Consider the following 22,393-nt stretch of genomic DNA (forward strand, 5'->3'; position numbering starts at 1 on the left):
ATCCATGTTAAAAAGGTTAATAATTTTACTCATTATTGTCGCTATTGGAGTCTTTGGATACTCGCACTTTGCCGGCGGTTTATTTAGCAAACCATTAAGTCCTGAAAAAACTGTTGTTTTTGAAGTTGATGATATTGAGTTGGAAGTTTTTTATAACAGACCATCTAAACGTAATCGTGAAATTTTTGGCGCTTTGGTTCCTTACAACAAAGTTTGGCGTACTGGCGCAAATGAAGCGACTACTTTTGAAACCAACACAGCTTTAAAAGTAGGAAATGACTCGTTACCTGCTGGAAAATATACACTTTGGACGATACCTAATGACACTGCATGGAATGTGATGTTTAATTCTAAGCAATATAAATGGGGCGTTGATGAAACTATGAAAGCTATGCGAGATCCTGCTTTTGATGTAGCCACTTATGTTGCTCCTGTTCAAAAATTAGAAAATCCTGTAGAGCTTTTTACTATTGCTTTCGATAATTCTACAGATAATTTATCCCTTACAATGGCTTGGGATTACTCTAAAATTGTAGTACCACTTAAATAAGGGTTTTTTATAATTTTAGACTTAAACCATAAAATAGGTTTAAATTAATAAAGACTTTATATATTAGCTTTTAGAGATAATTATACTGTTTTCGCTTTCGCGGAAATTATAAAACTATGACTAAAAAAAAATCGGCATTACAAGAAAACGATGGTGTTTCTCCTCCAGAAATAACTAACACAGATGCCGTTTCTAAAATTAAAGCAAGACGTAAGCAGTTAAAAGACACCAACACTTTAGTATCTAAAATATTAAAAGGAAATATTACCGCTTTAAGCCAAGCAATTACTTTAGTTGAAAGTAAAAACCCAAAACACTTAGAACAGGCAAATGCAATAATAAAAGCCTGTTTACCACATGCAAACCAATCTGTTAGAATTGGTATTACTGGAGTTCCTGGCGTTGGAAAAAGCACCTTTATTGAAGCTTTTGGTTCTTACTTAACTACTATAAATAAAAAAGTTGCGGTGCTTGCTGTAGACCCAAGTAGTTCACTTACAAAAGGAAGTATTCTAGGAGATAAAACCAGAATGGAAGAGTTGGTAAAAAACGAAAATGCTTTTATTCGTCCATCAGCATCTGGAGAATCTCTAGGTGGCGTAGCCAGAAAAACACGTGAAGCAATTATTTTATGTGAAGCTGCTGGTTTTAATACTATTATTATAGAAACTGTTGGTGTAGGGCAAAGTGAAACTGCCGTGCATAGTATGGTAGACTTCTTTTTACTTTTAAAACTAGCTGGTGCCGGAGACGAATTACAAGGAATTAAACGTGGTATTATTGAAATGGCAGATATGATTGCTATTAATAAAGCAGATGGCGATAATATTAAAAGTGCAAAATTAGCTAAAGTTGAATTTAACCGTGCATTACATTTATACCCGCAAAAAACGTCTGCTTGGCAACCAAAAGTCATGACTTGTAGTGCTATAAATAATAAGGGGATTGAAGCCATTTACAATGCCATTGTTGAGTATATTGATTTAACTACTAAAAATAATTACTTCAATTCTAAAAGAAACGAACAAAATAAATTTTGGTTACTACAAACTATAGAAGAGCAACTAAAAATAGATTTTTTTGAAAACGCACAAATTAAAGATGCTTTGCAAAAACAAATAGCTTTAATTGAAGCCAATAAAACCACGCCATTTGTAGCTGCAGATTACTTACTAGGATTAAAAAAATAATGGACTACCAGTTTACCATAATTGTTCCTATTTATAATGAAGAAGACAATATACTTAGGCTAAAAAACGCTTTATCTCACTATATAACTATAGCTTCAAAAAAAACGAAAGTTCTATTTATAAACGATGGCTCTACAGATAAGAGTTTAGATTTAATTACTGCTATTTGTAAAGACAAAACTTTTTTTTCTTTTATTTCTTTCGACAAAAATTATGGTTTAAGTGCAGCTATAAAAGCAGGATTTGATATTGTAGACACAGCATTAGTTGGTTATATGGATAGTGATTTACAAACCTCACCAAACGATTTTAACACCTTATTAAAACATATTGAAGATTACGATTTAGTTACTGGTATGCGAGATAATCGCCAAGATAGTGTTACAAAAAAATGGTCAAGTAAAGCAGCAAATAAATTTAGACGCTTATTTACAAATGATGGTATAGATGACACTGGTTGCCCTTTAAAAGTAATAAAAACAGCATACGCTAAAAATATTCCTATGTTTAAAGGTTTGCACCGGTTTTTGCCAGCTATGGTTTTATTACAAAACGGACGTATAAAACAAATACCTATTGCTCATTTTTCAAGACTCGCAGGACAATCTAAATTTGGGTTTTGGAATAGATCTATTGGTCCATTTATAGACTGCTTTGTGTTTTTATGGATAAAAAAAAGATACATAAATTATACTATTACTAAGCAAAAACTATGAGTGGCTGGCTTTTATATAGTATTGGCTTTTTAGCACAAGCGCTTTTCTCTTTAAGATTAATTGTTCAATGGTTACAAAGTGAAAAACAAAAAAAATCTGTTACACCATCTGTATTTTGGATATTTAGTTTAATTGCGTCAATTTTACTTTGTATTTATGGTTATTACAGAGACGATTTTAGTATCATGCTTGGCCAACTTTTAACCTACTTTATTTATATAAGAAACCTACAGTTACAAAAGGTTTGGCAAAGCATTTTAGCTTGGGTAAGATTAATTATTTTAAGTATTCCTGTAATAGTTATACTCTACTTTATTACAAGTAATACCATTGCTTTACCAAAGTGGTTTCAAAATGAAAATATACCACAATGGCTATTAGTTTTAGGGATAGCTGCACAATGTATATTTAGCTTACGCTTTGTTTACCAATGGCTTTTTTCTGAAGTAAAAAAACAATCTACCTTACCGTTAGGCTTTTGGGTATTGAGTAGCATTGGTGCTTTACTTATTTTAATTTATGCTGTATTTAGAAATGATCCTGTATTAATTTTTGCGCATAGCTTTGGGTTAGCTATATATTTTAGAAATATTTATTTTATTACTGCGCGTTCTTAGTGTAAATAAAACGCTTTTGTAAATATCTATCCAGTTTATAAAATGCAAAACCTGAAAGTCCGCCAAAAATAAAACCACTTAAAACATCTAATGGAAAGTGTACACCTATATAAATACGGCTATAACCCATTAATATTGCCCAAACAATCATGATATAAATAAAGTATTTATAACGCTCCCGAAGTATTAAACCTGTAAATATTGCTACTGCCATCGAGTTACTTGAATGACCTGAAAAATAGCCAAATCGCCCACCACAACCTTCTTTTACTATACGCATCATGGTATTAATACTTGGGTCGTGACAAGGCCTAAATCGTGCTACTCCATACTTAAATAAGTTTGTAACCTGATCTGTAAATGTTATCATGAACACAACAAGAATTAGTGTTAGAATAAACATTTTACTGTTTAACCTTTTATATAGCAAATACAATAAAATGGCGTAAAAAGGAATCCAATGAAACTTGGCTGTGTAAAACATCCAGAAGGCATCCCAGTATACGTTTCCTAAATTGTTTAGGTATAAAAAAAGTTCTTTATCTAATTCTACTAATTGTTCTAACATTTATTGTTTTTTGGGCGTTTTTTTACTTAAAGTTTATAAAAAACTACTCGTCGTATCGCTCTACTTCTCTATCGTAAAAAGCTGTTGCTTCTTTAATTAAGTTTTCGGTTTCCATTTCCAGTTCTTTCTGGTCGTTTTGATCAAATTCTTCTAACCATTCTACCTCATCATCTTCTAAGTTAATTATAAACATAGGAAATTCTGTATGAATTACGAAAATAGCGTTAGGAAAATCGGTGTTATCACCTAATATAAATTTTGGAAGTGTCATTATAAAATTAGTTAGTTACTTTTTAAGTCGTTTGACAAAATTAACTTCTTTGTTAAAAAATTGAATCTTAAATATAATAAAATTGCAGCACTCGTTAGTCCTGCTAATAAGCCGCACCAAATACCAAAGCTACCATACATGCTTTCTTTACCAAAAAACCAACTTATTGGAAATCCTATTAACCAATAAGATACAAAAGTTATTAGTGTTGGTATTTTTACATCTTGTAAACCACGTAATGCTCCTAAAACCACTACCTGAATACTGTCACTTATTTGAAAAATAGCTGCTGCTAATAATAATTTAGAAGCTATAGATACTACTTCCATATTATCTTTAAAGTTTACAACATCATCAAAATCTACATATATTCTTGGTAAATAGTCATGAAAAACAGCAAATATTATTGCAAATCCTGTGGCAAATATTGTACCCAAAAGGAATAAAGAAAAAGCAATACGGCGTAGCTCGAAATATTTTTTTAATCCTTTTTGGTTTCCTACTCTAATCATGGAAGCCACACTTAATCCCATAGCAACCATAAAGGTCATTGAGCTTAGATTTAAGGCTATTTGGTTTGCTGCTTGAGGATTTTTGCCTAATAAACCACTTAACCAAATAGCAGCAGTAAATATGGCTACTTCAAAAAACATTTGCATGGCACTAGGCGTCCCTAAGTTTACAATTTTTTTAAGCATCAATGTATCTAAAACAAATAGCTTAATGTTTGTAACAAAATCTTTAGACTTGTCTTTTTTCTTTAGTAAATACCATAAATACCAAAGCATTACAAATCTAGATACCAAAGTTCCATAAGCTGCACCAACGATACCAAGTTCTGGAAAACCAAATTTTCCAAATATTAAAAGGTAGTTTAAAAGTACATTTATTAAGTTTCCTATAATGGTAGCATACATAGGGTATTTTGTCATAGACAAACCATCACTAAATTGTTTAAATGCTTGAAAAATTATAAGTGGAATAAGAGAAAAAGCAACCAAATCTAAATATGGAATTGCCAACTCTACAACCTCAACTGGTTGTTTCATTAAATACATTAATGGTTTAGCAAAAAATACTAGTAAAAACAACAATATACCTAAAACAGTACATAGAAAAATACCGTGTTTTAATGCTGACTTTCCGCCGTTAAAATCTTTAGCAGAATCTGCCTCGGCAACTATTGGTGTTATGGCTGTACTAAAGCCAATACCTAAAGACATAGCAATAAACATAAAACTGTTACCTAAAGATACTGCTGCTAGTTGCGCAGTACCTAATTGGCCTACCATAATATTATCTATAAAACTAACAAAGGTATGACCTAGCATTCCTAGCATTACTGGTGCTGCTAGTTGCCAATTGTATTTAAATTCTTTTGTGTAGTTTGATAAAACCATTTAGCAAAAGTAATGCTTAGGTTTTGGTTTTCTGCTTTTATTTTAGCTATTTTTTAGTTTGAATGTCTTCAATTAAATTTACTAAATACGGCATAATTATTTCAGGATTTTTCCACGCAATTTCGTGTCCTTTTCCTTCTACTGAAATGACTTTAATATTATTAAAATTTTCTTTACTAAAATGTATATTTTCAAAAGGCACAATATCATCAACATCACCGTGAAAATGTAAAACAGGAATTTGTAGTTTTTTCCAGTCTTTTGCTATAATTTCTAACTCTTTAGCATGTACCGTTTTTTCATCTCCCGCAACACGATATGCTGTTGGCACTAACCATCTTGTTAATTTCCATTGTGTAAATCTAGAAGCCCAAATGTCTTTTTCATTTTCAGGATCTATGGCTGGAGAAACCATAACTAATGCTTTTACATTTTTGTTTAAATAAGCTATGCGTGCTGCTAATGGTACGCCATAGGATGATCCTATAACAATAACATTATCCAATACTTTTTTGTTTATAACAGCACTCATTATTTGTGCTTGCGTAGAAATTGAGGTAAGTTGCTTTCCAAAATTAGAATAGCCATATCCAGGCCTATCTATAGCATACATATTTGCACTTGCTAAAAGTTTACTATCTAACATGTAATTTTCCCAAGCAGACAAAGAGCTTGGTGAACCATGAAAAAATATAAGGTTTACTGTATTGTCTTGAGATTTTACTTCGTGAATACGAATATCTAGATTTAAACTATCTACTTTGTAGTAAGTTATCTCACTGTTTATATTTTCTGTTTTAAATTTTTGCTGAATAGCTTCATCTGTTTTTCGCCATTGTAAAACAGTACAAGATGTATTACATAAACATGCTATACCTAGTAATAACAGATAGCCATATTTTTTCATAAAAATTTAAAGTTGAAAATAGCACTTACAATATATGTACTATAAATGAGCAACATTGGCTTTTGCTTGTTCGAACTCTGTAACCATATCTTCTACAATTTGAGCAACAGGTTTTACATCGTGAATTAATCCTGCTATTTGGCCAATTTCTAGTTCTCCTTCTTCTAAATCACCTTCAAACATACCACGCTTTGCTCTTGCACGACCTAATAATTTTATTAGTTGTTCTGGTGTTGGTGCTATTTTATAAAGTTCTTGTACTTCATTAAAAAACTTATTTTTTATTAAACGTACAGGTGCTAATTCTTTTAAAGTTAACTGTGTATCACCTTCTTTAGCATCAACTACAACTTGTTTAAAATCCTTGTGTGCAGAACTTTCTTCACTTGCTACAAATCGACTACCAACTTGTACGCCATCGGCTCCCAAAACCATACAAGCTAACATTGCTTTTCCTGTTGCAATTCCTCCTGCAGCAATTAAAGGTATTTGCAATTTTTCTTTTACCATTGATATTAAAGTAAGTGTTGTTGTTTCATCTCTACCGTTATGTCCTCCAGCTTCAAACCCTTCGGTCACTACAGCATCTACTCCTGCTTCTTGAGCTTTTAACGCAAATTTTACACTACTAACAACATGCACAACTGTTATACCTTTATCTTGCAACCACTTGGTCCATGTTTTAGGATTTCCTGCAGAAGTAAATACAATTTTCACATCTTCTTCTACAATAATATCCATAATTTCTTTTATGTTAGGATACAACATTGGTACGTTTATACCAAAAGGTTTATTTGTAGCTTTTTTACACTTTTGTATGTGTTCTCGCAAAACATCTGGATACATACTACCGGCACCAATAAGCCCTAAAATTCCTGAATTACTAGCTGCCGATGCTAAGCGCCAACCACTATTCCATATCATTCCTGCCTGAATTATTGGGTATTGAATATTAAAGAGTTCTGTTATCTTGTTTTGCATGTTTTTTAATTTTAAATTTTATGAAATTACACCAGAGCCAACCAACTCATCTTCTAAGTACCAAGCTACAAATTGACCTTCGGTAATTGCAGATTGTAAGTTTTCAAACTCTACGTATAATCCAGATTCTACTTTATGTAATGTTGCATTTTCTAATGTTTGACGGTAACGAATTCTAGCTAAAACCTGAAGCGTTTCATCTGGCTTTAAAGCTAAATCTGGTCGTACCCAATGCAACTCGTCGTTTGAAACAAACAATGCTTTTTTATAAAGTCCTGGATGTCCTTTTCCTTGTCCTGTATAAATTACATTTTCTTCTACATCTGTATCTATTACAAATAAAGGTTCTACTTTACCGCCAACCGACAAACCTTTACGTTGCCCTTTTGTAAAATAATGAGCACCTTGGTGTTTACCTACAATTTCTCCATCTGCAACAGCATATTCTGCTTTTCTTGATAAGTACTTAAGTTCTTCGGTTTTAGAATTAAAAGATTCTTGCGTGTTACTATAATTAGCATTGTCTTTAGGTATTTCTACAATTACACCTTCTTTTGGTTTTAATTGCTGCTGAAGAAAATCTGGCAGTCTTACCTTACCAATAAAACATAAACCTTGAGAGTCTTTTTTATCGGCAGTAATTAAATCGGCTTTTGCAGCTATTTCACGTACTTCAGGTTTTTGTAATTCACCAATTGGAAATAATGCTTTTGCTAATTGCTCTTGAGATAATTGACATAAAAAGTATGATTGATCTTTATTATTATCTTTTCCTGATAATAATTGATAGACTTCTTTACCGTCTTTTTCTATAATGCCTTTTCTACAATAGTGTCCTGTTGCAACATAATCTGCACCAAGGTCTAAGGCAATTTTCATAAAAACATCAAACTTTATTTCACGATTACAAAGTACATCTGGATTTGGTGTGCGACCCTTTTCATATTCATTAAACATGTAGTCTACAATGCGTTCTTTATACTGCTCACTTAAATCTACCGTTTGAAAAGGAATTCCTAATTTTTCAGCAACCAACATGGCATCATTACTATCGTCTAACCATGGGCATTCGTCTGAAATTGTTACCGAGTCATCGTGCCAGTTTTTCATAAACAGACCTATAACTTCATAACCTTGTTCTTTTAACAAATAGGCTGCAACACTTGAATCTACTCCACCAGAAAGTCCTACAATTACTCTTTTTTTCATTTCTTTTTTTTCTGGCTGCAAAGATACGAGAAATAAAAATTTAATACTTTATCTGTATTATTACTTGTTACTTAAAACAGTATTATCTCTCTTAAAATTAAAATATTAACAAAATTTTAAAATATTTTGTTTAATCTTTATATAAATTTGTTAAACAAAAAAACAAACTTTTAAATTTTAAGTTATGAAAACAATCCAAAAATTATCTTTATTAGTGTTAGCACTAATTACAATATCTGCTTGCAGTAATGATGATGATGCTTCACCACAAACAAACCAAGAAACAACATTAAATATTGTTGAAACTGCTCAAGCAAATGCAGAATTAAGCTTATTAGTTGAAGCTGTAATACAAACTGGATTAACAGATGCTTTATCTGCTAATGGAGAAAGAACCGTTTTTGCACCTACTAATACAGCTTTCACTGCTTTTTTAAACACAAATGGTTTTGATTCTTTAGCTGAAGTACCAAATGATATACTTACTCAAGTTTTATTAAACCATGTGATTACCGATACTAATATTACTTCTAGCGTTTTAATTGGAAATCGTGGCTATGTAAACACTTTAGCAACTGGACCAAATGACACTAACTTAAGCTTATATTATAATGGTATGAATGGTGTAATGTTAAATGGAGCTTCTACAGTAACTACTGCTGATATTGAAACTACAAATGGAATAGTACATGTTGTAGATGCTGTTATAGGTTTACCTACTATTGCAACTTTTGCAACAAGTAATCCAGATTTATCAAGTTTAGTTGCTGCTTTACAATTAGCAGATACAGGAACTCCAACTGTACCTTACATAGAAACTGTGTCTAATTCTCAAGCTGGACCATTTACTGTTTTTGCACCAACTAACGATGCATTTACAGCATTATTAGAAGAACTAGAATTAAACTCTTTAGAAGATGTTGATGCTGCTACAGCAGATGCTATATTAACATATCATATTGTAAATAATGCTAACGTACAGTCTTCACAATTAAGTAGTGGTATTGTAACAACTCTTGGAGGCGATATTACTGCAGATGCTTCTGCTTTTACATTAACAGATGCTAATAATAGAGTAAGTGCTATAATAACAACTTTAGTAGATATTCAAGCTACAAATGGCGTAGTACACGCTATTGATACCGTATTATTACCGCCACAGTAATAATTCTTTTTAGTTTAGTAGTTAAAAAAGCCTCGCAAATGCGAGGCTTTTTATTTATTTTTTATGTGGGTTTTTACTGCGCCTGGTAAAATCTTTTTCATGTGAAAACATTCCGTTATCGTAAAATTTCCAAATGCCGTGTCTACGATCTTTTTGGTAAACACCTTCTGCTTTTATTTGTCCTTTATTATCGTAAATTTTTGCTGGACCATGCAACTCTCCTTGAGAATATGTAAAACTACTCATTAACTTTCCAGCTTCAGAATATGTTTTTAATAGTCCGTTTAATTTCCCTGATTTGTAATTTGCTTCTTCAGCTACCTTACCGCTTAAATAATATGTTTTCTTTTTTCCTTCTAGTTTTCCTTTTTCATTATAAAACTCCTCACTCATTACTTGTTTAGATTTGTTATGATAGTAAACCCATTTACCAACATAGGTTTTACCTTTCATATTACCTTCGCTAATAAGATTTTTTGTAGAAGAAAAGAATTTTACTTTCGCTAAATCACTTGTTTCACTAAACGTCCTTGTTGCTGTAAGTACAGCTTTACCGTCTATATTTTTATAAAATTTAAAAGTTCCTTTTTCTTTTCCGTGATTAAATTCACCTTCGTAACGTAATACTTTTGTATTATTAAAATTCTTTTTCCAAATACCGTGACGCTTACCATTAGCATCCATTTGGTTTATACTTTGTGCAAATGTAATTGTTGAAATTAATGTAATTATTACAACTAAAATTTTATTCATTTTTATAGATTTTTATGACTATTAAAATAATATAGCGCTACTTTATTTAACGTTTACTATAGAGTCAAATTGTACTAAACAAAAAAGCTGCCAAACTTAATATTTAAGAGGCAGCTTTTTTTAGTATAATATATTTTATTTTTTATTGCGTTTTTGAGCTTGCTTTTGTTGCTCTGCCTGCTCCATCATTTCTTTCATACGTTTTTGAAAACGGTTTTCCTTTTTAGGCTTTGCTTTATTTGCTTGTATTCCTGCAAGGATTTTTTCTTCATCTAAAATAAAATTCTTGATTACTAATAAAATTCCAATACTAATTAAGTTTGAAATAAAGTAGTATAAACTTAATCCTGATGCATAAGAATTAAAGAAAATAATCATCATTATTGGTGCAAAGTAAATCATGTACTTCATCATCTTAGCCATATCTGGCATACCCTCTTGCTGTGGTGCAGACATTTGTTGTTGTCCTGTTGTTAACTTCATATAGAAGAAAATTGCAATACCAGCTAAAATTGGAAATAAACTAATATGATCACCATAAAATGGAATACTAAAACCATCAGGAAACTTGTAAATAGAATCGAATGATGATAAATCGTCTGCCCAAAGAAACTTCTTTTGTCTTAATGCAAATGCTGTTGGAAAAAACATGAATAGTGCGTAAAACACTGGCATTTGTATTAAAGCTGGTAAACATCCTGCTAACGGACTTGCTCCTGCTTTATTTTGAAGCGCCATTGTTTCTTGTTGCGCTTTCATTTTATTGTCTTTATGCTTTTCGCGAATAGCATCTAACTCTGGTTTTAAAATTTTCATTTTCATTTGCGACAAATACTGCTTGTACTGTACAAAAGACATAGATAATTTTATTAAAACCGTCATGACTATAATAGCTATACCATAAGGTAAAAACGAACTTAAAAAGCTAAATAATGGTACAAATAAGTATTTGTTAATCCAACCAAAAATTCCCCAACCAAATGGAATACTTTCTTCTAAGTTTTTATCGTATTTTTTTAATATTTTACTATCTGTAGGACCATAATATAAACCTAAACTTTCGTTTATTTCGTTTCCATTTAAGGCTAATGCTGTTTTAGCAGAAAATTGCTTTGTAAATACGGTATCTATTTCTTCATCTTCTACTAAATCTTTAGATGTTAGAGCTACAGATTTAAATTGCTTATCTGTTGTAAGTATAGAACTAAAAAAGTGCTGTCTAAACGACATCCAATCCATATCTTCTTCTACCTCATCATCTTCACCACCTTGTGATAATTTATCTATTTTACCATCATCGTGCTGGTATGTTAAACGTGTGTAACGATTCTCGTAAGAGATACTCTCGTCATGTCGATATGCTTTTTGTTCCCATTTTAAATTAACTTCTTGCGAGCTGTTAATTTCGCTACTTAAGCCTTGAGATTGAATTGTGAAATCAATCATATAATCATTTGGCTTAATAATGTATTTGTATTCTAAAAACTTAGTTTCTGAAACTTTTAGTTTCATAGAAACTATAGTATTCTCACCGTTTTTAGTTTTTGTTGGTTGAAAGTATAAGTCTTGTGTATTTAGAATACGACTATCTGTAGTACCAAAATTAATATTAAAACTTGCGTTTTTATCTTTTACTAGGTATATAGGAAGCGAATCGTAATCTACAAACTTATTAAGTTTAACTTCTGCTAAATGCCCACCTTTATTAGAAAATTTTAATTGTAAAACACCATTATCTACAACAGTTTCACCTTCTTGAGCGAAATAAGAAAATGCGCCTAATTTATTTTGAAGTGCTATTTTTCTTAACGAGTCTCCTTCTGTGGTGTTTGAAAAATCTTGAGCTGTGGTAACTTTTGTGTCATTTTGTGCAGCTGCTGCTTTAGCTTTATTTTCTACATCAATTTGAGCTTGTTTTGCTTTTTCTTCTGCTTCAAGCTCTTCTGGTGTTGGCTGGTTTTGCCACATCATGAATAATAAAATACCAAATATAAGTACGAAGCCTATAATCGATTTTACGTCTAATTTCTTTTCTTCCATATTATTTTTGTCTTTCGACCCAGCTAAAATTTATTTTAACCTTAGTATTAATGTTGGTTTATTTCGCAAACAACCTGTTAGATTTAATAAAACCTTACAGGTTGTTTAATATAAGGACCACTTCAAAAAGTAATCCGTTATTGTTTTTGTGCCATAGTGACACGTTTTTTATTTCTTTTTATTGTGCTGTTGCGCTGCTTTTACAAATGCTACAAATAATGGATGCGGATTTGCAACTGTACTTTTATATTCTGGATGGTACTGCACACCTACAAACCACGGATGATTTGTAATTTCTATAATTTCTACTAAACCAGTTTCTGGATTTAAACCAGTAGCCTGCATTCCCTTTTCTTCTATTTGTTTTTTATAAGCACTATTAAACTCGTAACGGTGTCTGTGACGCTCTTCTATAATTTTAGAATTATAAACACTATCTACAATACTATCTTTTACAATTTCACAATCCCAAGCACCTAAACGCATAGTTCCACCTTTATCTGTAATAGTCTTTTGCTCTTCCATTAAGTTTATTACAGGATGCTTAGTTTCTGGATTCATTTCTGTAGAATTAGCATCTTCTAGACCTAGAACATTTCTAGAAAATTCTATAACTGCCATTTGCATACCTAAGCAAATACCTAAAAACGGAATATTATTTTCACGCACGTATCTTACTGCATCAATTTTACCTTCTATACCACGTTCTCCAAATCCTGGTGCTACTAAAACACCGTCTAAATGTGATAACATTGCTTTTGCATTATCGCCATTTAAATACTCAGAGTGTACAGACTCTACATTTACTTTTACTTCATTTTCTGCTCCTGCATGTATAAATGCTTCAAGTATAGACTTGTAAGAATCTTGAAGTTCTACGTACTTACCAATTAAACCTATTGTAACCTCTGAAACTGGGTTTTTATGTCTTTGTAAAAACTCATTCCACTGGTCTAAGTTTGGTACATTACTTTCTAAATTTAATTTCTTTAAAACAATAGTATCAAGACCTTGTTCTAGCATTAAGTTTGGCACATCGTAAATTGTTGATGCGTCTATAGATTGTATAACAGACTCTTTAGTTACATTACAAAAACGCGCTAATTTATCGCGTAAATCTTCTGGTAATTCATGCTCTGTACGGCAAACTAAAACATCTGCCTGCACACCACTTTCCATTAATGTTTTAACAGAATGTTGCGTTGGTTTTGTTTTTAACTCACCTGCGGCAGATAAATATGGCACTAAAGTTAAATGAATAACTAAAGCGTTATGTTCTCCTAATTCCCATTTTAATTGTCTTACAGCTTCAACATAAGGTAAAGACTCTATATCACCAACAGTACCACCAATTTCTGTAATTACAATATCGTAATCACCAGAGTTACCAAGAATCTGGATACGGTTTTTAATTTCGTCTGTAATATGAGGAATTACCTGTACAGTTTTACCTAAAAACTCACCACGACGTTCTTTATCTATTACACTTTGGTAAATTCTACCAGTAGTAACGTTATTAGCTTGGCTAGTAGGAACGTTTAAAAAACGCTCATAATGGCCCAAATCTAAATCTGTTTCTGCACCATCATCTGTAACATAACATTCGCCATGTTCATAAGGGTTTAGAGTACCAGGATCTACATTAATGTATGGGTCTAGTTTTTGAATTGTAGTTCTATATCCTTGAGCTTGTAGTAGTTTAGCTAAAGAGGCTGCAATAATGCCTTTTCCAAGAGATGATGTTACGCCACCGGTAACAAATATGTATTTAGTTTTAGTTGTCATTGTACGTTGTTAAACGCGAGCAAATTTACGATATTTTATGGAAGTTCTAAGCGTTTAAACTTTTTATTTTTTAAGCTCTTATAGTGACAGATTTTATTACAGATGATGTTTAAAAAATGGTTTTTAGAAAAAAAACAATATATTAGATTTGTGCTTACCAATTATATTTTAATAACGAAGTGATAAAAATCAAGGCCTATGAGTAGTTTATCAAACATTAAAACTGAAATTGAAAATTATAAAAACACGTCTAATTTAACCGAGTTACAAATTGTAGAAAAACTCAAAAATTATTATTTTAATAAGCGTGTATCTGAAAATTTAAAACTTTACAAAAAAGGGAAGAAAAAAGTTAGTGACATTACTAAAGATTTAAAAATGTCTCCCAGAAAATTTTATGCTATTCTAGAAAAGAAAAACATACAGCATAAAAAATACAACAAAAAACGTGAGAGTTAAATTTAATTGAGATTAAACAATCTCTTATGGTTTAGGAAAATTTTTTTGAATATTTCGCACCAAATTTTCTATACCATTTAACTTTAGCGTGTAAACGGTTTCTAGCATTTCGCCTAATTTTCCTTTAGGAAAACCTTTACTATGATACCAAACGATATAATATTCTGGTAAATCTATAAGGTATCTGTCTTTATATTTACCATACGGCATTTTAGTATGTGCAAGTTTTACTAAAAACTTTGGATCTGGCTCAAGCATAATTAATCTACTTTAAATTTCTGCAAGCGTTTAAGTTCTTTTGCAACAAAAGTAGACCATTTTACTTGACCTTCATTATCCATAGAATAGTTGCTTTCTGTATCGTATTTATTTTGCATATCTGCCAAACTTGTATTTGTTTGGTTGTGTAATGTGTTTAATACTTCGGTTATGTTAGAATTTACTTCTAGTTTAGACAATTTCTCTCTAAAGTAACGTGCATGAAGTTCGGTAATATCAAAATGGAGTTGTTCATGTGCTAAAACATGATTATCTACACTTTCTTTTTTATACCATGAATGTTCTGGGTAAAAATGAGCAAACACTTCACTTTTAAAACCTATTACACCTCGTGTTGAAGACCTTTGTACAGAATAACCAAAGGTAATACCAGAAGCTGTTATAGCTACTGCCTCTGTACTTTTATCTGGCTTAGCTTTAAAATCCTGCCAATTTAATTTGAAGTTTTCTTTCCAAGCAACACCTTTTGAATCTTGTTGAAAACATAAGAATACAGCCAAAAAAACAAAGCATTTATACATAAAATATATTTACTAAAATTAATGTAAAAACGCTTTTTAATATCTGTTTATTGCTTAACCTCGTCTATTTGTAAATTGTTATACCTAACAATATAAACGCTATCGTTATAAAAACCACCAAATAATTTTTTCTTGTAAGAAAATTTATTTTCAATATAAGATGTTAGTGGTGCTTCAATAACAGACTTATAAATATCTTGAGATGAAACCATACGTAATACAACATCCATTGTTAAATCGAAACCTCTTATAGCGTAAGTATTAGGTGAAGTATTATATTTTGCTTTATAATCTTTTATAAATTTAAGATTAGACTCTTCATTTACAATTTTAGATATTGAAGGATATGTAAATTTAAGATTGGACAAATGATAATTTGAAACCTCTTCGTATTCAAAAGCTTTATTGTGGTTAGTTGTTGTTAAAATAATTTCGGTTTTATCTTGTAGTAATGCATTTAACATACTTGATACATTAGACACAAAATTTGGGTTATCTGTTTCTAAAAACACAACATTTTTTCCAGGTTTTATAACATTAAGTAAATCCTGCTCTATTATATAATGTGCATCTTTTTTAGTTTTTTTATCTAACCTTGAACTAACTAGTTTTGCATTAGTAAAGTTAGATTTTAGCATAGTGCTTTTTGCCTTATGTTTTATATCTGAAATTATAATAACCTGTGCTGTAGAGTCTGCAATAAAATAATCTATAATCTTTTTTTCCATATTATCTTCACTTGGTCTTGATTGAAATACATTATTGCCAAGATTTACAGATTTTGTTATGGGTGAAATTACAGGTACATTTCTTGTTTCTAAAGCAGCTGCTACAGCATTAAAATTTTTAGGGAATAATGGACCTATTACAGCATGTGTATTAGAGAAATCATTATTTCTCACTAAAGCTGTTGTATGACTTAATCTATTTTGAGTATCGTAAACATCTACTTTTAAATTAACTCCTAATTTTTTTAACGAATCGAATGCCATTAATACTCCAGAGTAAAAGTCTAAAGTTAAGGCTAATGCTCTACTGTTTTTTATTTTTTGTTTTGCATCGAAAATAGAATCTGTATTCACAGAGTTTAATTGAAACGGTAACATAATAGCTATGTTTTTAGTTTCTGTATCTAAAATTGCATTTTCTAACTTATTTATTTGATGCACATTATCTACAACATCTGTGTTATTATTTGCCTGAGTTGCTTGTGTTGCGCCATTATATGGAATTTTTAAAACCATACCTTCTTTTAAACCAGATTCTGCTAATCCTGGGTTTAAACGCTCTAATTCGCTTTGCTCTAAACCAGTATTTATTTTTAATCTATAAAATCCCTCTTTTGCTTTTACTGTATAATAACTATACATTTCGTCTACTTGCTTTACATTAGCAGCATCAAGATTTGGAACATTAATTTTTTGCCCTGGTTGTAAAACTTCTGAAAGATTAGGGTTTAAGGCTTCTAATTCTGGAACAGTAATACCGTATTTGTAAGCTATTCTCCATTTACCTTCTTTTGGTAAAACTGTATACTGTACTATTGGTGAATTTACTTCTTTTTCTATTACTTTTTTAAAAACTGGGATTTGTAATTTATCTCCTTTTCTTAAATTATTGGCATATAAAAACGTATTGTATTTTTTAATTTCGGCCTCTGTAACATTATATTTTTTAGATAAACTATACAGTGTTTCTTTACGTTTTACTTTGTGTTTTTTGTAACCGGTAAGCTCTTTTACTTCCTGCGTTTTTTCAATTTTATTTAAACCTGTAGTATTTGTTGGTTGTTTTGTATTACTATTACCGGGTTTTACACCTCCAGTTTTCATGATAATTAAAACAGTATTTTTTTTAATACCGTTTTTAGCATCTGGATTAAGTTCTAATATATGACTTTTTGTTACTTTATACTTTTTAGCAATAGTTTCTATGGACTCTCCAGATTTAACTTTATGCGTCATGTAATTTTGCGCCTTTGCAGATGAGCAACTAAAGCAAATAACTAGTGTAAAGATGTATAGTATGTTTTTCATGTAAAAAAACTTAGTTTTATTTTAAATATTGAAATGTGCCTTTGTGTTTTAACTTTTTATAGTTTACACAGAACGACAAATTAGTGTTTTTATTTAATATTCAATTATCATTCCAAAAAAAAACAGCCATATTTGGTATGCTGCGTTAGTGATGGAGGCTTTGTTGAAGCTCCTCGCAGAGAGCGACTGCCGAGAGCACGACCAAACCATGCTTTTTTTGCATGGCTTGGTAACGCCCAATTTATTTTATTCCCACTCGATTGTTGCTGGTGGTTTTGAGCTAATATCGTAAACAACTCTATTTACTCCTTTTACTTTATTTATAATATCGTTACTGGTTTTTTGTAAAAACTCATATGGTAGGTTTACCCAATCTGCCGTCATACCATCTGTGCTTTCTACTGCTCTAAGTGCGACGCATTTTTCGTAAGTACGTTCGTCTCCCATAACGCCAACACTGTTTACTGGTAGTAAAATTGCGCCTGCTTGCCATACTTTATCGTATAGTCCTGCGTCTCTTAATGCGTTTATAAATACAGCGTCTACTTCTTGTAATATTCTTACTTTTTCGGCCGTTATATCGCCTAATATTCTAATGGCTAATCCTGGTCCTGGAAATGGATGACGACCTAATAATTGCTTATCCATACCCATTGATGCTCCTACACGACGAACTTCGTCTTTAAAAAGCGCTTTTAGTGGCTCGACTATTTTAAGTTTCATAAAATCTGGCAGACCGCCAACATTATGATGACTTTTTATTGTTGCACTTGGTCCGCCTGTTGCACTCACACTTTCTATTACATCTGGGTAAATGGTGCCTTGTGCAAGGTATGTAACGTCTTGTATTTGGTGTGCTTCGTCATCGAACACTTCAATAAATACGCGACCTATGGCTTTACGTTTTTCTTCTGGGTCACTTTTTCCTGCTAATGCTACAAGAAAACGTTGTGATGCGTCTACGCCTTTTACATTTAATCCCATGCCTTTGTATTGCTCAAGTACATCGGTAAATTCGTTTTTACGTAATAAACCGTTATTTACAAATATGCAATATAAGTTTTCGCCAATGGCTTTATGTAATAGCATTGCTGCTACAGATGAGTCTACGCCTCCAGATAAACCTAAAACAACTTTATTGTTGCCTATTTTAGCTTGTAAGGCTTCTACTGTTTCTTCTACAAATGCATTTGGTGTCCAGTCTGGATTTACATTTGCAATATTTACTAAAAAGTTTTCTAATAGTTGTTTACCATCTGTAGAATGGTATACTTCTGGATGAAACTGTATCGCGTATGTTGTTTCGTTTTCTATTTTATATGCTGCATTTTTTACATCATGCGTACTTGCCAATAATTTACCGTTTGTTGGTAAAGTTTTTATGGTATCGCTATGGCTCATCCATACTTGACTTCCTGCTGTTATGCCTTTAAAAAAAGCATCGTCTTCTACAAAACTTAGGTTTGCTCGACCGTATTCTCTAGTATTAGATTCTGCTACTTCTCCACCAGAAAAATGTGCTAAATATTGTGCACCGTAACATACTGCAAGCATTGGTTTTATGCCGCGAATGCCTTTTAACTCTGGATGAAAAGCGTCTTGAGATCTTACAGACATTGGGCTTCCTGAAAGGATAACTGCCTTGTAGTCGTCTAAATTGGTTGGTATTTTATTAAATGGGTGTATTTCGGAATAGATGTTAAGTTCTCTAACTCTGCGCGCAATTAGTTGTGTGTATTGCGATCCGAAATCTAAAATAAGTACTTTGTCGTGTTGCATGTGCAAAAGTAATAATTGCATTTAAAATTTAAGAACCTCTTTCCTAATTTTTTTTCTAAAATGTTAACACGGTAAATTCTCCTTGTAAAGGCTCTAAATGTTTTATTAGATTTGGAATTAAATTTTCTCCAAATTCTAAATACAACTCGCTAAAATTTGTGTTTCGTTCTTGTAAACTTTTATTAGGAAATAGTTGATTTTGAAGATCTGTAATACGTTCTATTTGATCTTTTAATTTTCTCTTTTGTGCCGTAAGTAAGCGTTTCTCTAGGTTTTCTAACCCGTTAATTTGCTTTTTTTCTTGTGCGGCAACTGCACCTAGAAAAGATTTATCGGTTTTTTTTGCTAACTCGTAAAGCGTTTCAAACTGTGTTTTTAAATGATTTACTTGTGTTGAAAAATCGATATCTATATTAGAAATTTCTCTTACTTTTTTATTTATAAAAGATTCTCTTTTTAGAAAAATATCTTCATTAGATATATCTAATCTTTTTAATTTATTTGCTTGTTGCTGTGTTTGTATTAAAACCGAATTACGCAATAATAACATAGGAAACACTACACCATTAGCTTTAAAATTAGATTTTAATTGAAACCAATATGCTAACTCACCGCCACCGCCAATGTAACAAAGGTTTGGTAAAATTATTTCTTGATAAAGTGGTCTTAAAATTACATTGGGACTAAAGCATTCTGGCGCCTCATTGAGGTGTTGTATTATTTCACTCTTACTCCAAGTAATATTAGTATTTAAGACTTTGAAACTATTATTATTAAAAACAATACGTTCTCTTATATTTTTTGTGATATAAAATAGGTTTATCTCTCTTGGGTTTACTTGTATTTTATAATCTTGAGATAATGCTTCTATTTGCTTATTAACCTTGCTTACGTTTTGATAAGAGATTTGTTGTGTTAATTCTTTTTCTGCATAAGGAATAAAGAGGTTTTTTAGCGCTCTGTTATTTGCTTCTACTACAACTAAACCATAATCTTTAAACAACTCATTTGCTAAATAAAATGTAGCTTGAGCTAAAGTCTCATGCTCTAAATAAGCACTTTTAAAAAGTGTTTTTAAACGGTCTGCATTTTTACCAATACCTAATTCTTGAGAAAAAATTTCTAAAACTGCATCTAAACCATTTGTATCTAATTCACCAACGGCACCTGATGCTTCACGGTTCCATTGTATTTTTTTTCCTTTAAAATTAAAGTAGTTTATTTCATCAAAATCATGATCTTCTGTTGCCATCCAATATACTGGCACAAAATTATTTTCGGGAAATTTAGCTTTTAAAGTTTTTGCTAAATTTATTGTAGACACTATTTTGTGTAAAAAATAAAGTGGTCCAGTAAATAAATTTAATTGATGTCCTGTTGTTACGGTAAAAGTGTTGCTTTGTCTTAAAGATTCAATATTATCTATTGTAGCTTGAGAAGCTTCTACCATTTTATAGTTTTCACTTAAAACACTTGTTAAAACGGTACGTGTTTCTTGGCTAAATGCCGAGGCTTTCTCTTTTATTTGTTCTTGAAAATTTTCAAGATTTGGAAAACGATTGTAAAATGGCCTGAGCGCTTCTGCTTCGGCTAAATAATTACAAATTAGTTGTGAAAAATATCCTGTGGATTTATAAGAGAGATTGTATGATGGCATAGTTAATAGAAAATCTAGTGTAAAGATAAGGCTCTTTACACTATTGTTTGTCTTAAAATTAACTTAAAAATTGTATGAAACGCTCTTAATAATTAGCTATAAACAAGTTGTAAATGCAGCTAATTAAGCTGTTACAACTTCACCATACAAATCAAAATCCTCAGCTTCAATAATTTTTACCGTTGTGTATTCTCCTGTTTTTAAATACACTGTTTTAGCATCTATTAAAACCTCATTATCTACATCTGGAGAGTCAAATTCTGTACGACCAACAAAGTAGTTTCCTTCTTTTCTATCGATAACTACTTTAAATTCTTGACCTATTTTTGCTTGGTTTAATTCCCAAGAAATTTGAGATTGAATTTCCATTATTTCATTTACACGTTGCATTTTCACTTCTTCTGGAACATCGTCTTCTAAATTAAATGCATGTGTGTTTTCTTCGTGAGAATATGTAAAACAACCTAAACGCTCAAATCGCATTTCGCGAACCCATTCTTTTAGTTCTTGAAAATTTTCTTCGGTTTCACCAGGATATCCAGCAATTAGAGTTGTACGAATTGTCATTTCTGGAACTTTAGCTCTAAACTCTTTAAGTAGTTTTGTGGTTTTTTCTTTTGTAGTACCACGACGCATACTTTTTAATATATTATCGCTAATGTGTTGTAACGGAATATCTAAATAATTACAAATTTTTGGTTCGCGTTTCATTATATCTAATACATCCATTGGGAATCCTGTTGGGAATGCATAATGTAAACGAATCCACTCGATACCTTCAACTTTTACTAAGTTTTCCAATAACTCTGCAAGGTTTCGTTTTTTGTATAAATCTAAACCGTAGTACGTTAAATCTTGAGCAATAAGTATTAATTCTTTAACGCCATTGGCTGCTAATTTTTCTGCTTCGGTTACTAAATCTTCAATTGGTGTACTTTTATGCTTTCCTCTCATTAAAGGAATTGCACAAAAACTACAAGGTCTATCGCAACCTTCGGCTATTTTTAAATACGCATAGTTTTTTGGTGTTGTTGTTAAACGCTCACCAATAAGCTCGTGTTTATAATCTGCACCTAAAGCTTTTAATAAACCTGGTAATTCTGTAGTACCAAAATATTGATCGACATTTGGTATTTCCTTTTCCAAGTCTGGCTTATATCTTTCAGATAAACATCCTGTTACAAAAACTTTATCTACATCACCATCTTCCTTTTTTTGCATGTACTCCAAAATGGTGTTCACACTTTCTTCCTTTGCATTATTAATAAAACCACATGTGTTTATTACAACAATATTTCCTTCTTGTTCATGTACAACTTCTTTGCCATTGGCTTTAAGTTGTCCCATTAACACTTCGCTATCGTAAACATTTTTACTACAGCCTAGTGTTATTACATTAATCTTGTTCTTTTTAAGTGATTTTGTTCTCATACTCTTTTTTCCATATTACTGGAAATACCATTTAGTGATACTATTACATTTTCGGTCTGCAAAGATACGTAATGATTTG

21 protein-coding genes are annotated in these 22,393 nt (G+C 31.4%); 6 read left to right on the top strand and 15 right to left on the bottom strand.

The window, feature by feature from the left end; genetic code table 11:
• Positions 1-4: 4 nt before the first annotated feature.
• The 4 genes from BM549_RS06640 to BM549_RS06655 all read left to right on the top strand — a co-directional run bounded on the left by BM549_RS06640 (position 5) and on the right by BM549_RS06655 (position 3,073).
• On the top strand, positions 5-550 hold the full coding sequence (locus tag BM549_RS06640; protein ID WP_013868777.1) for a DUF2911 domain-containing protein: 546 nt from the start codon (positions 5-7) through the stop codon (positions 548-550).
• A gap of 116 nt (positions 551-666) precedes the next feature.
• The gene (meaB, locus tag BM549_RS06645; protein WP_290469553.1) at positions 667-1,740 is read left to right on the top strand and encodes a methylmalonyl Co-A mutase-associated GTPase MeaB; all 1,074 of its coding nucleotides are present in this window, start codon (positions 667-669) and stop codon (positions 1,738-1,740) included.
• On the top strand, positions 1,740-2,456 hold the full coding sequence (locus tag BM549_RS06650; protein WP_290469554.1) for a glycosyltransferase: 717 nt from the start codon (positions 1,740-1,742) through the stop codon (positions 2,454-2,456). The genes meaB and BM549_RS06650 overlap by 1 nt, the downstream gene beginning before the upstream one ends.
• Positions 2,453-3,073, top strand: coding sequence for a lipid-A-disaccharide synthase N-terminal domain-containing protein (locus BM549_RS06655; RefSeq protein ID WP_290469555.1), 621 nt, complete (start codon positions 2,453-2,455; stop codon positions 3,071-3,073). Before BM549_RS06650 ends, BM549_RS06655 begins: the two co-directional genes overlap by 4 nt.
• Here BM549_RS06655 and BM549_RS06660 read toward each other — a convergent pair.
• The 6 genes from BM549_RS06660 to mnmA are packed head-to-tail and all read right to left on the bottom strand — an operon-like array spanning position 3,057 to position 8,409.
• On the bottom strand, positions 3,057-3,641 hold the full coding sequence (locus tag BM549_RS06660; protein ID WP_013868781.1) for a phosphatase PAP2 family protein: 585 nt from the start codon (positions 3,639-3,641) through the stop codon (positions 3,057-3,059). The genes BM549_RS06655 and BM549_RS06660 overlap by 17 nt on opposite strands.
• A gap of 43 nt (positions 3,642-3,684) precedes the next feature.
• Positions 3,685-3,912, bottom strand: a complete 228-nt coding sequence (locus tag BM549_RS06665; protein WP_013868782.1) for a hypothetical protein — start codon at positions 3,910-3,912, stop codon at positions 3,685-3,687.
• A gap of 11 nt (positions 3,913-3,923) precedes the next feature.
• Complete coding sequence (locus BM549_RS06670) at positions 3,924-5,312, bottom strand: MATE family efflux transporter (protein ID WP_290469556.1); 1,389 nt, start codon at positions 5,310-5,312, stop codon at positions 3,924-3,926.
• Between the two features lie 46 nt (positions 5,313-5,358).
• Positions 5,359-6,219 carry an alpha/beta hydrolase gene (locus tag BM549_RS06675; RefSeq protein WP_290469557.1) on the bottom strand — a complete coding sequence of 287 codons (861 nt, stop codon included), beginning with the start codon at positions 6,217-6,219 and terminating at the stop codon, positions 5,359-5,361.
• A 39-nt stretch (positions 6,220-6,258) separates the two neighbouring features.
• On the bottom strand, positions 6,259-7,200 hold the full coding sequence (locus BM549_RS06680) for a nitronate monooxygenase (protein ID WP_290469558.1): 942 nt from the start codon (positions 7,198-7,200) through the stop codon (positions 6,259-6,261).
• An 18-nt stretch (positions 7,201-7,218) separates the two neighbouring features.
• Complete coding sequence (gene mnmA / locus BM549_RS06685; RefSeq protein WP_290469559.1) at positions 7,219-8,409, bottom strand: tRNA 2-thiouridine(34) synthase MnmA; 1,191 nt, start codon at positions 8,407-8,409, stop codon at positions 7,219-7,221.
• A gap of 184 nt (positions 8,410-8,593) precedes the next feature.
• Here mnmA and BM549_RS06690 point away from each other — a divergent pair, with 184 nt between their 5' ends.
• Positions 8,594-9,574 carry a fasciclin domain-containing protein gene (locus BM549_RS06690; protein ID WP_290469560.1) on the top strand — a complete coding sequence of 327 codons (981 nt, stop codon included), beginning with the start codon at positions 8,594-8,596 and terminating at the stop codon, positions 9,572-9,574.
• A gap of 54 nt (positions 9,575-9,628) precedes the next feature.
• Here BM549_RS06690 and BM549_RS06695 read toward each other — a convergent pair whose 3' ends face one another.
• The 3 genes from BM549_RS06695 to BM549_RS06705 all read right to left on the bottom strand — a co-directional run bounded on the left by BM549_RS06695 (position 9,629) and on the right by BM549_RS06705 (position 14,152).
• Complete coding sequence (locus BM549_RS06695; RefSeq protein WP_290469561.1) at positions 9,629-10,327, bottom strand: toxin-antitoxin system YwqK family antitoxin; 699 nt, start codon at positions 10,325-10,327, stop codon at positions 9,629-9,631.
• A gap of 135 nt (positions 10,328-10,462) precedes the next feature.
• A complete protein-coding gene (gene yidC, locus BM549_RS06700) occupies positions 10,463-12,367 on the bottom strand; it encodes a membrane protein insertase YidC (protein WP_290469562.1) in 1,905 nt (634 codons plus the stop codon).
• 168 nt (positions 12,368-12,535) lie between these two features.
• Positions 12,536-14,152: a CTP synthase gene (locus tag BM549_RS06705; protein WP_290469563.1), complete on the bottom strand. Its 1,617-nt coding sequence runs from the start codon at positions 14,150-14,152 to the stop codon at positions 12,536-12,538.
• A gap of 198 nt (positions 14,153-14,350) precedes the next feature.
• Here BM549_RS06705 and BM549_RS06710 point away from each other — a divergent pair, with 198 nt between their 5' ends.
• A complete protein-coding gene (locus tag BM549_RS06710; protein ID WP_290469564.1) occupies positions 14,351-14,611 on the top strand; it encodes a hypothetical protein in 261 nt (86 codons plus the stop codon).
• Between the two features lie 24 nt (positions 14,612-14,635).
• On the opposite strand, the gene BM549_RS06715 is transcribed toward BM549_RS06710, so the two are convergent.
• From BM549_RS06715 to rimO, 6 genes are all read right to left on the bottom strand, one after another.
• On the bottom strand, positions 14,636-14,869 hold the full coding sequence (locus BM549_RS06715; protein WP_290469565.1) for a DUF3820 family protein: 234 nt from the start codon (positions 14,867-14,869) through the stop codon (positions 14,636-14,638).
• A gap of 2 nt (positions 14,870-14,871) precedes the next feature.
• Complete coding sequence (locus BM549_RS06720) at positions 14,872-15,390, bottom strand: hypothetical protein (protein ID WP_290469566.1); 519 nt, start codon at positions 15,388-15,390, stop codon at positions 14,872-14,874.
• Between the two features lie 68 nt (positions 15,391-15,458).
• The gene (locus BM549_RS06725) at positions 15,459-17,447 is read right to left on the bottom strand and encodes a LysM peptidoglycan-binding domain-containing protein (RefSeq protein ID WP_290469567.1); all 1,989 of its coding nucleotides are present in this window, start codon (positions 17,445-17,447) and stop codon (positions 15,459-15,461) included.
• A gap of 246 nt (positions 17,448-17,693) precedes the next feature.
• Positions 17,694-19,226 (bottom strand): glutamine-hydrolyzing GMP synthase, encoded by a 1,533-nt coding sequence (gene guaA / locus BM549_RS06730; RefSeq protein ID WP_290469632.1) that lies wholly within the window; start codon positions 19,224-19,226, stop codon positions 17,694-17,696.
• 55 nt (positions 19,227-19,281) lie between these two features.
• Complete coding sequence (gene bshC / locus BM549_RS06735; RefSeq protein ID WP_290469568.1) at positions 19,282-20,883, bottom strand: bacillithiol biosynthesis cysteine-adding enzyme BshC; 1,602 nt, start codon at positions 20,881-20,883, stop codon at positions 19,282-19,284.
• A 123-nt stretch (positions 20,884-21,006) separates the two neighbouring features.
• Positions 21,007-22,314 carry a 30S ribosomal protein S12 methylthiotransferase RimO gene (gene rimO / locus BM549_RS06740; protein ID WP_013868799.1) on the bottom strand — a complete coding sequence of 436 codons (1,308 nt, stop codon included), beginning with the start codon at positions 22,312-22,314 and terminating at the stop codon, positions 21,007-21,009.
• Positions 22,315-22,393: the final 79 nt, after the last annotated feature.

The sequence above is a fragment of the Lacinutrix sp. MedPE-SW genome (genome assembly GCF_001874145.1).
Classification (GTDB): domain Bacteria; phylum Bacteroidota; class Bacteroidia; order Flavobacteriales; family Flavobacteriaceae; genus Lacinutrix.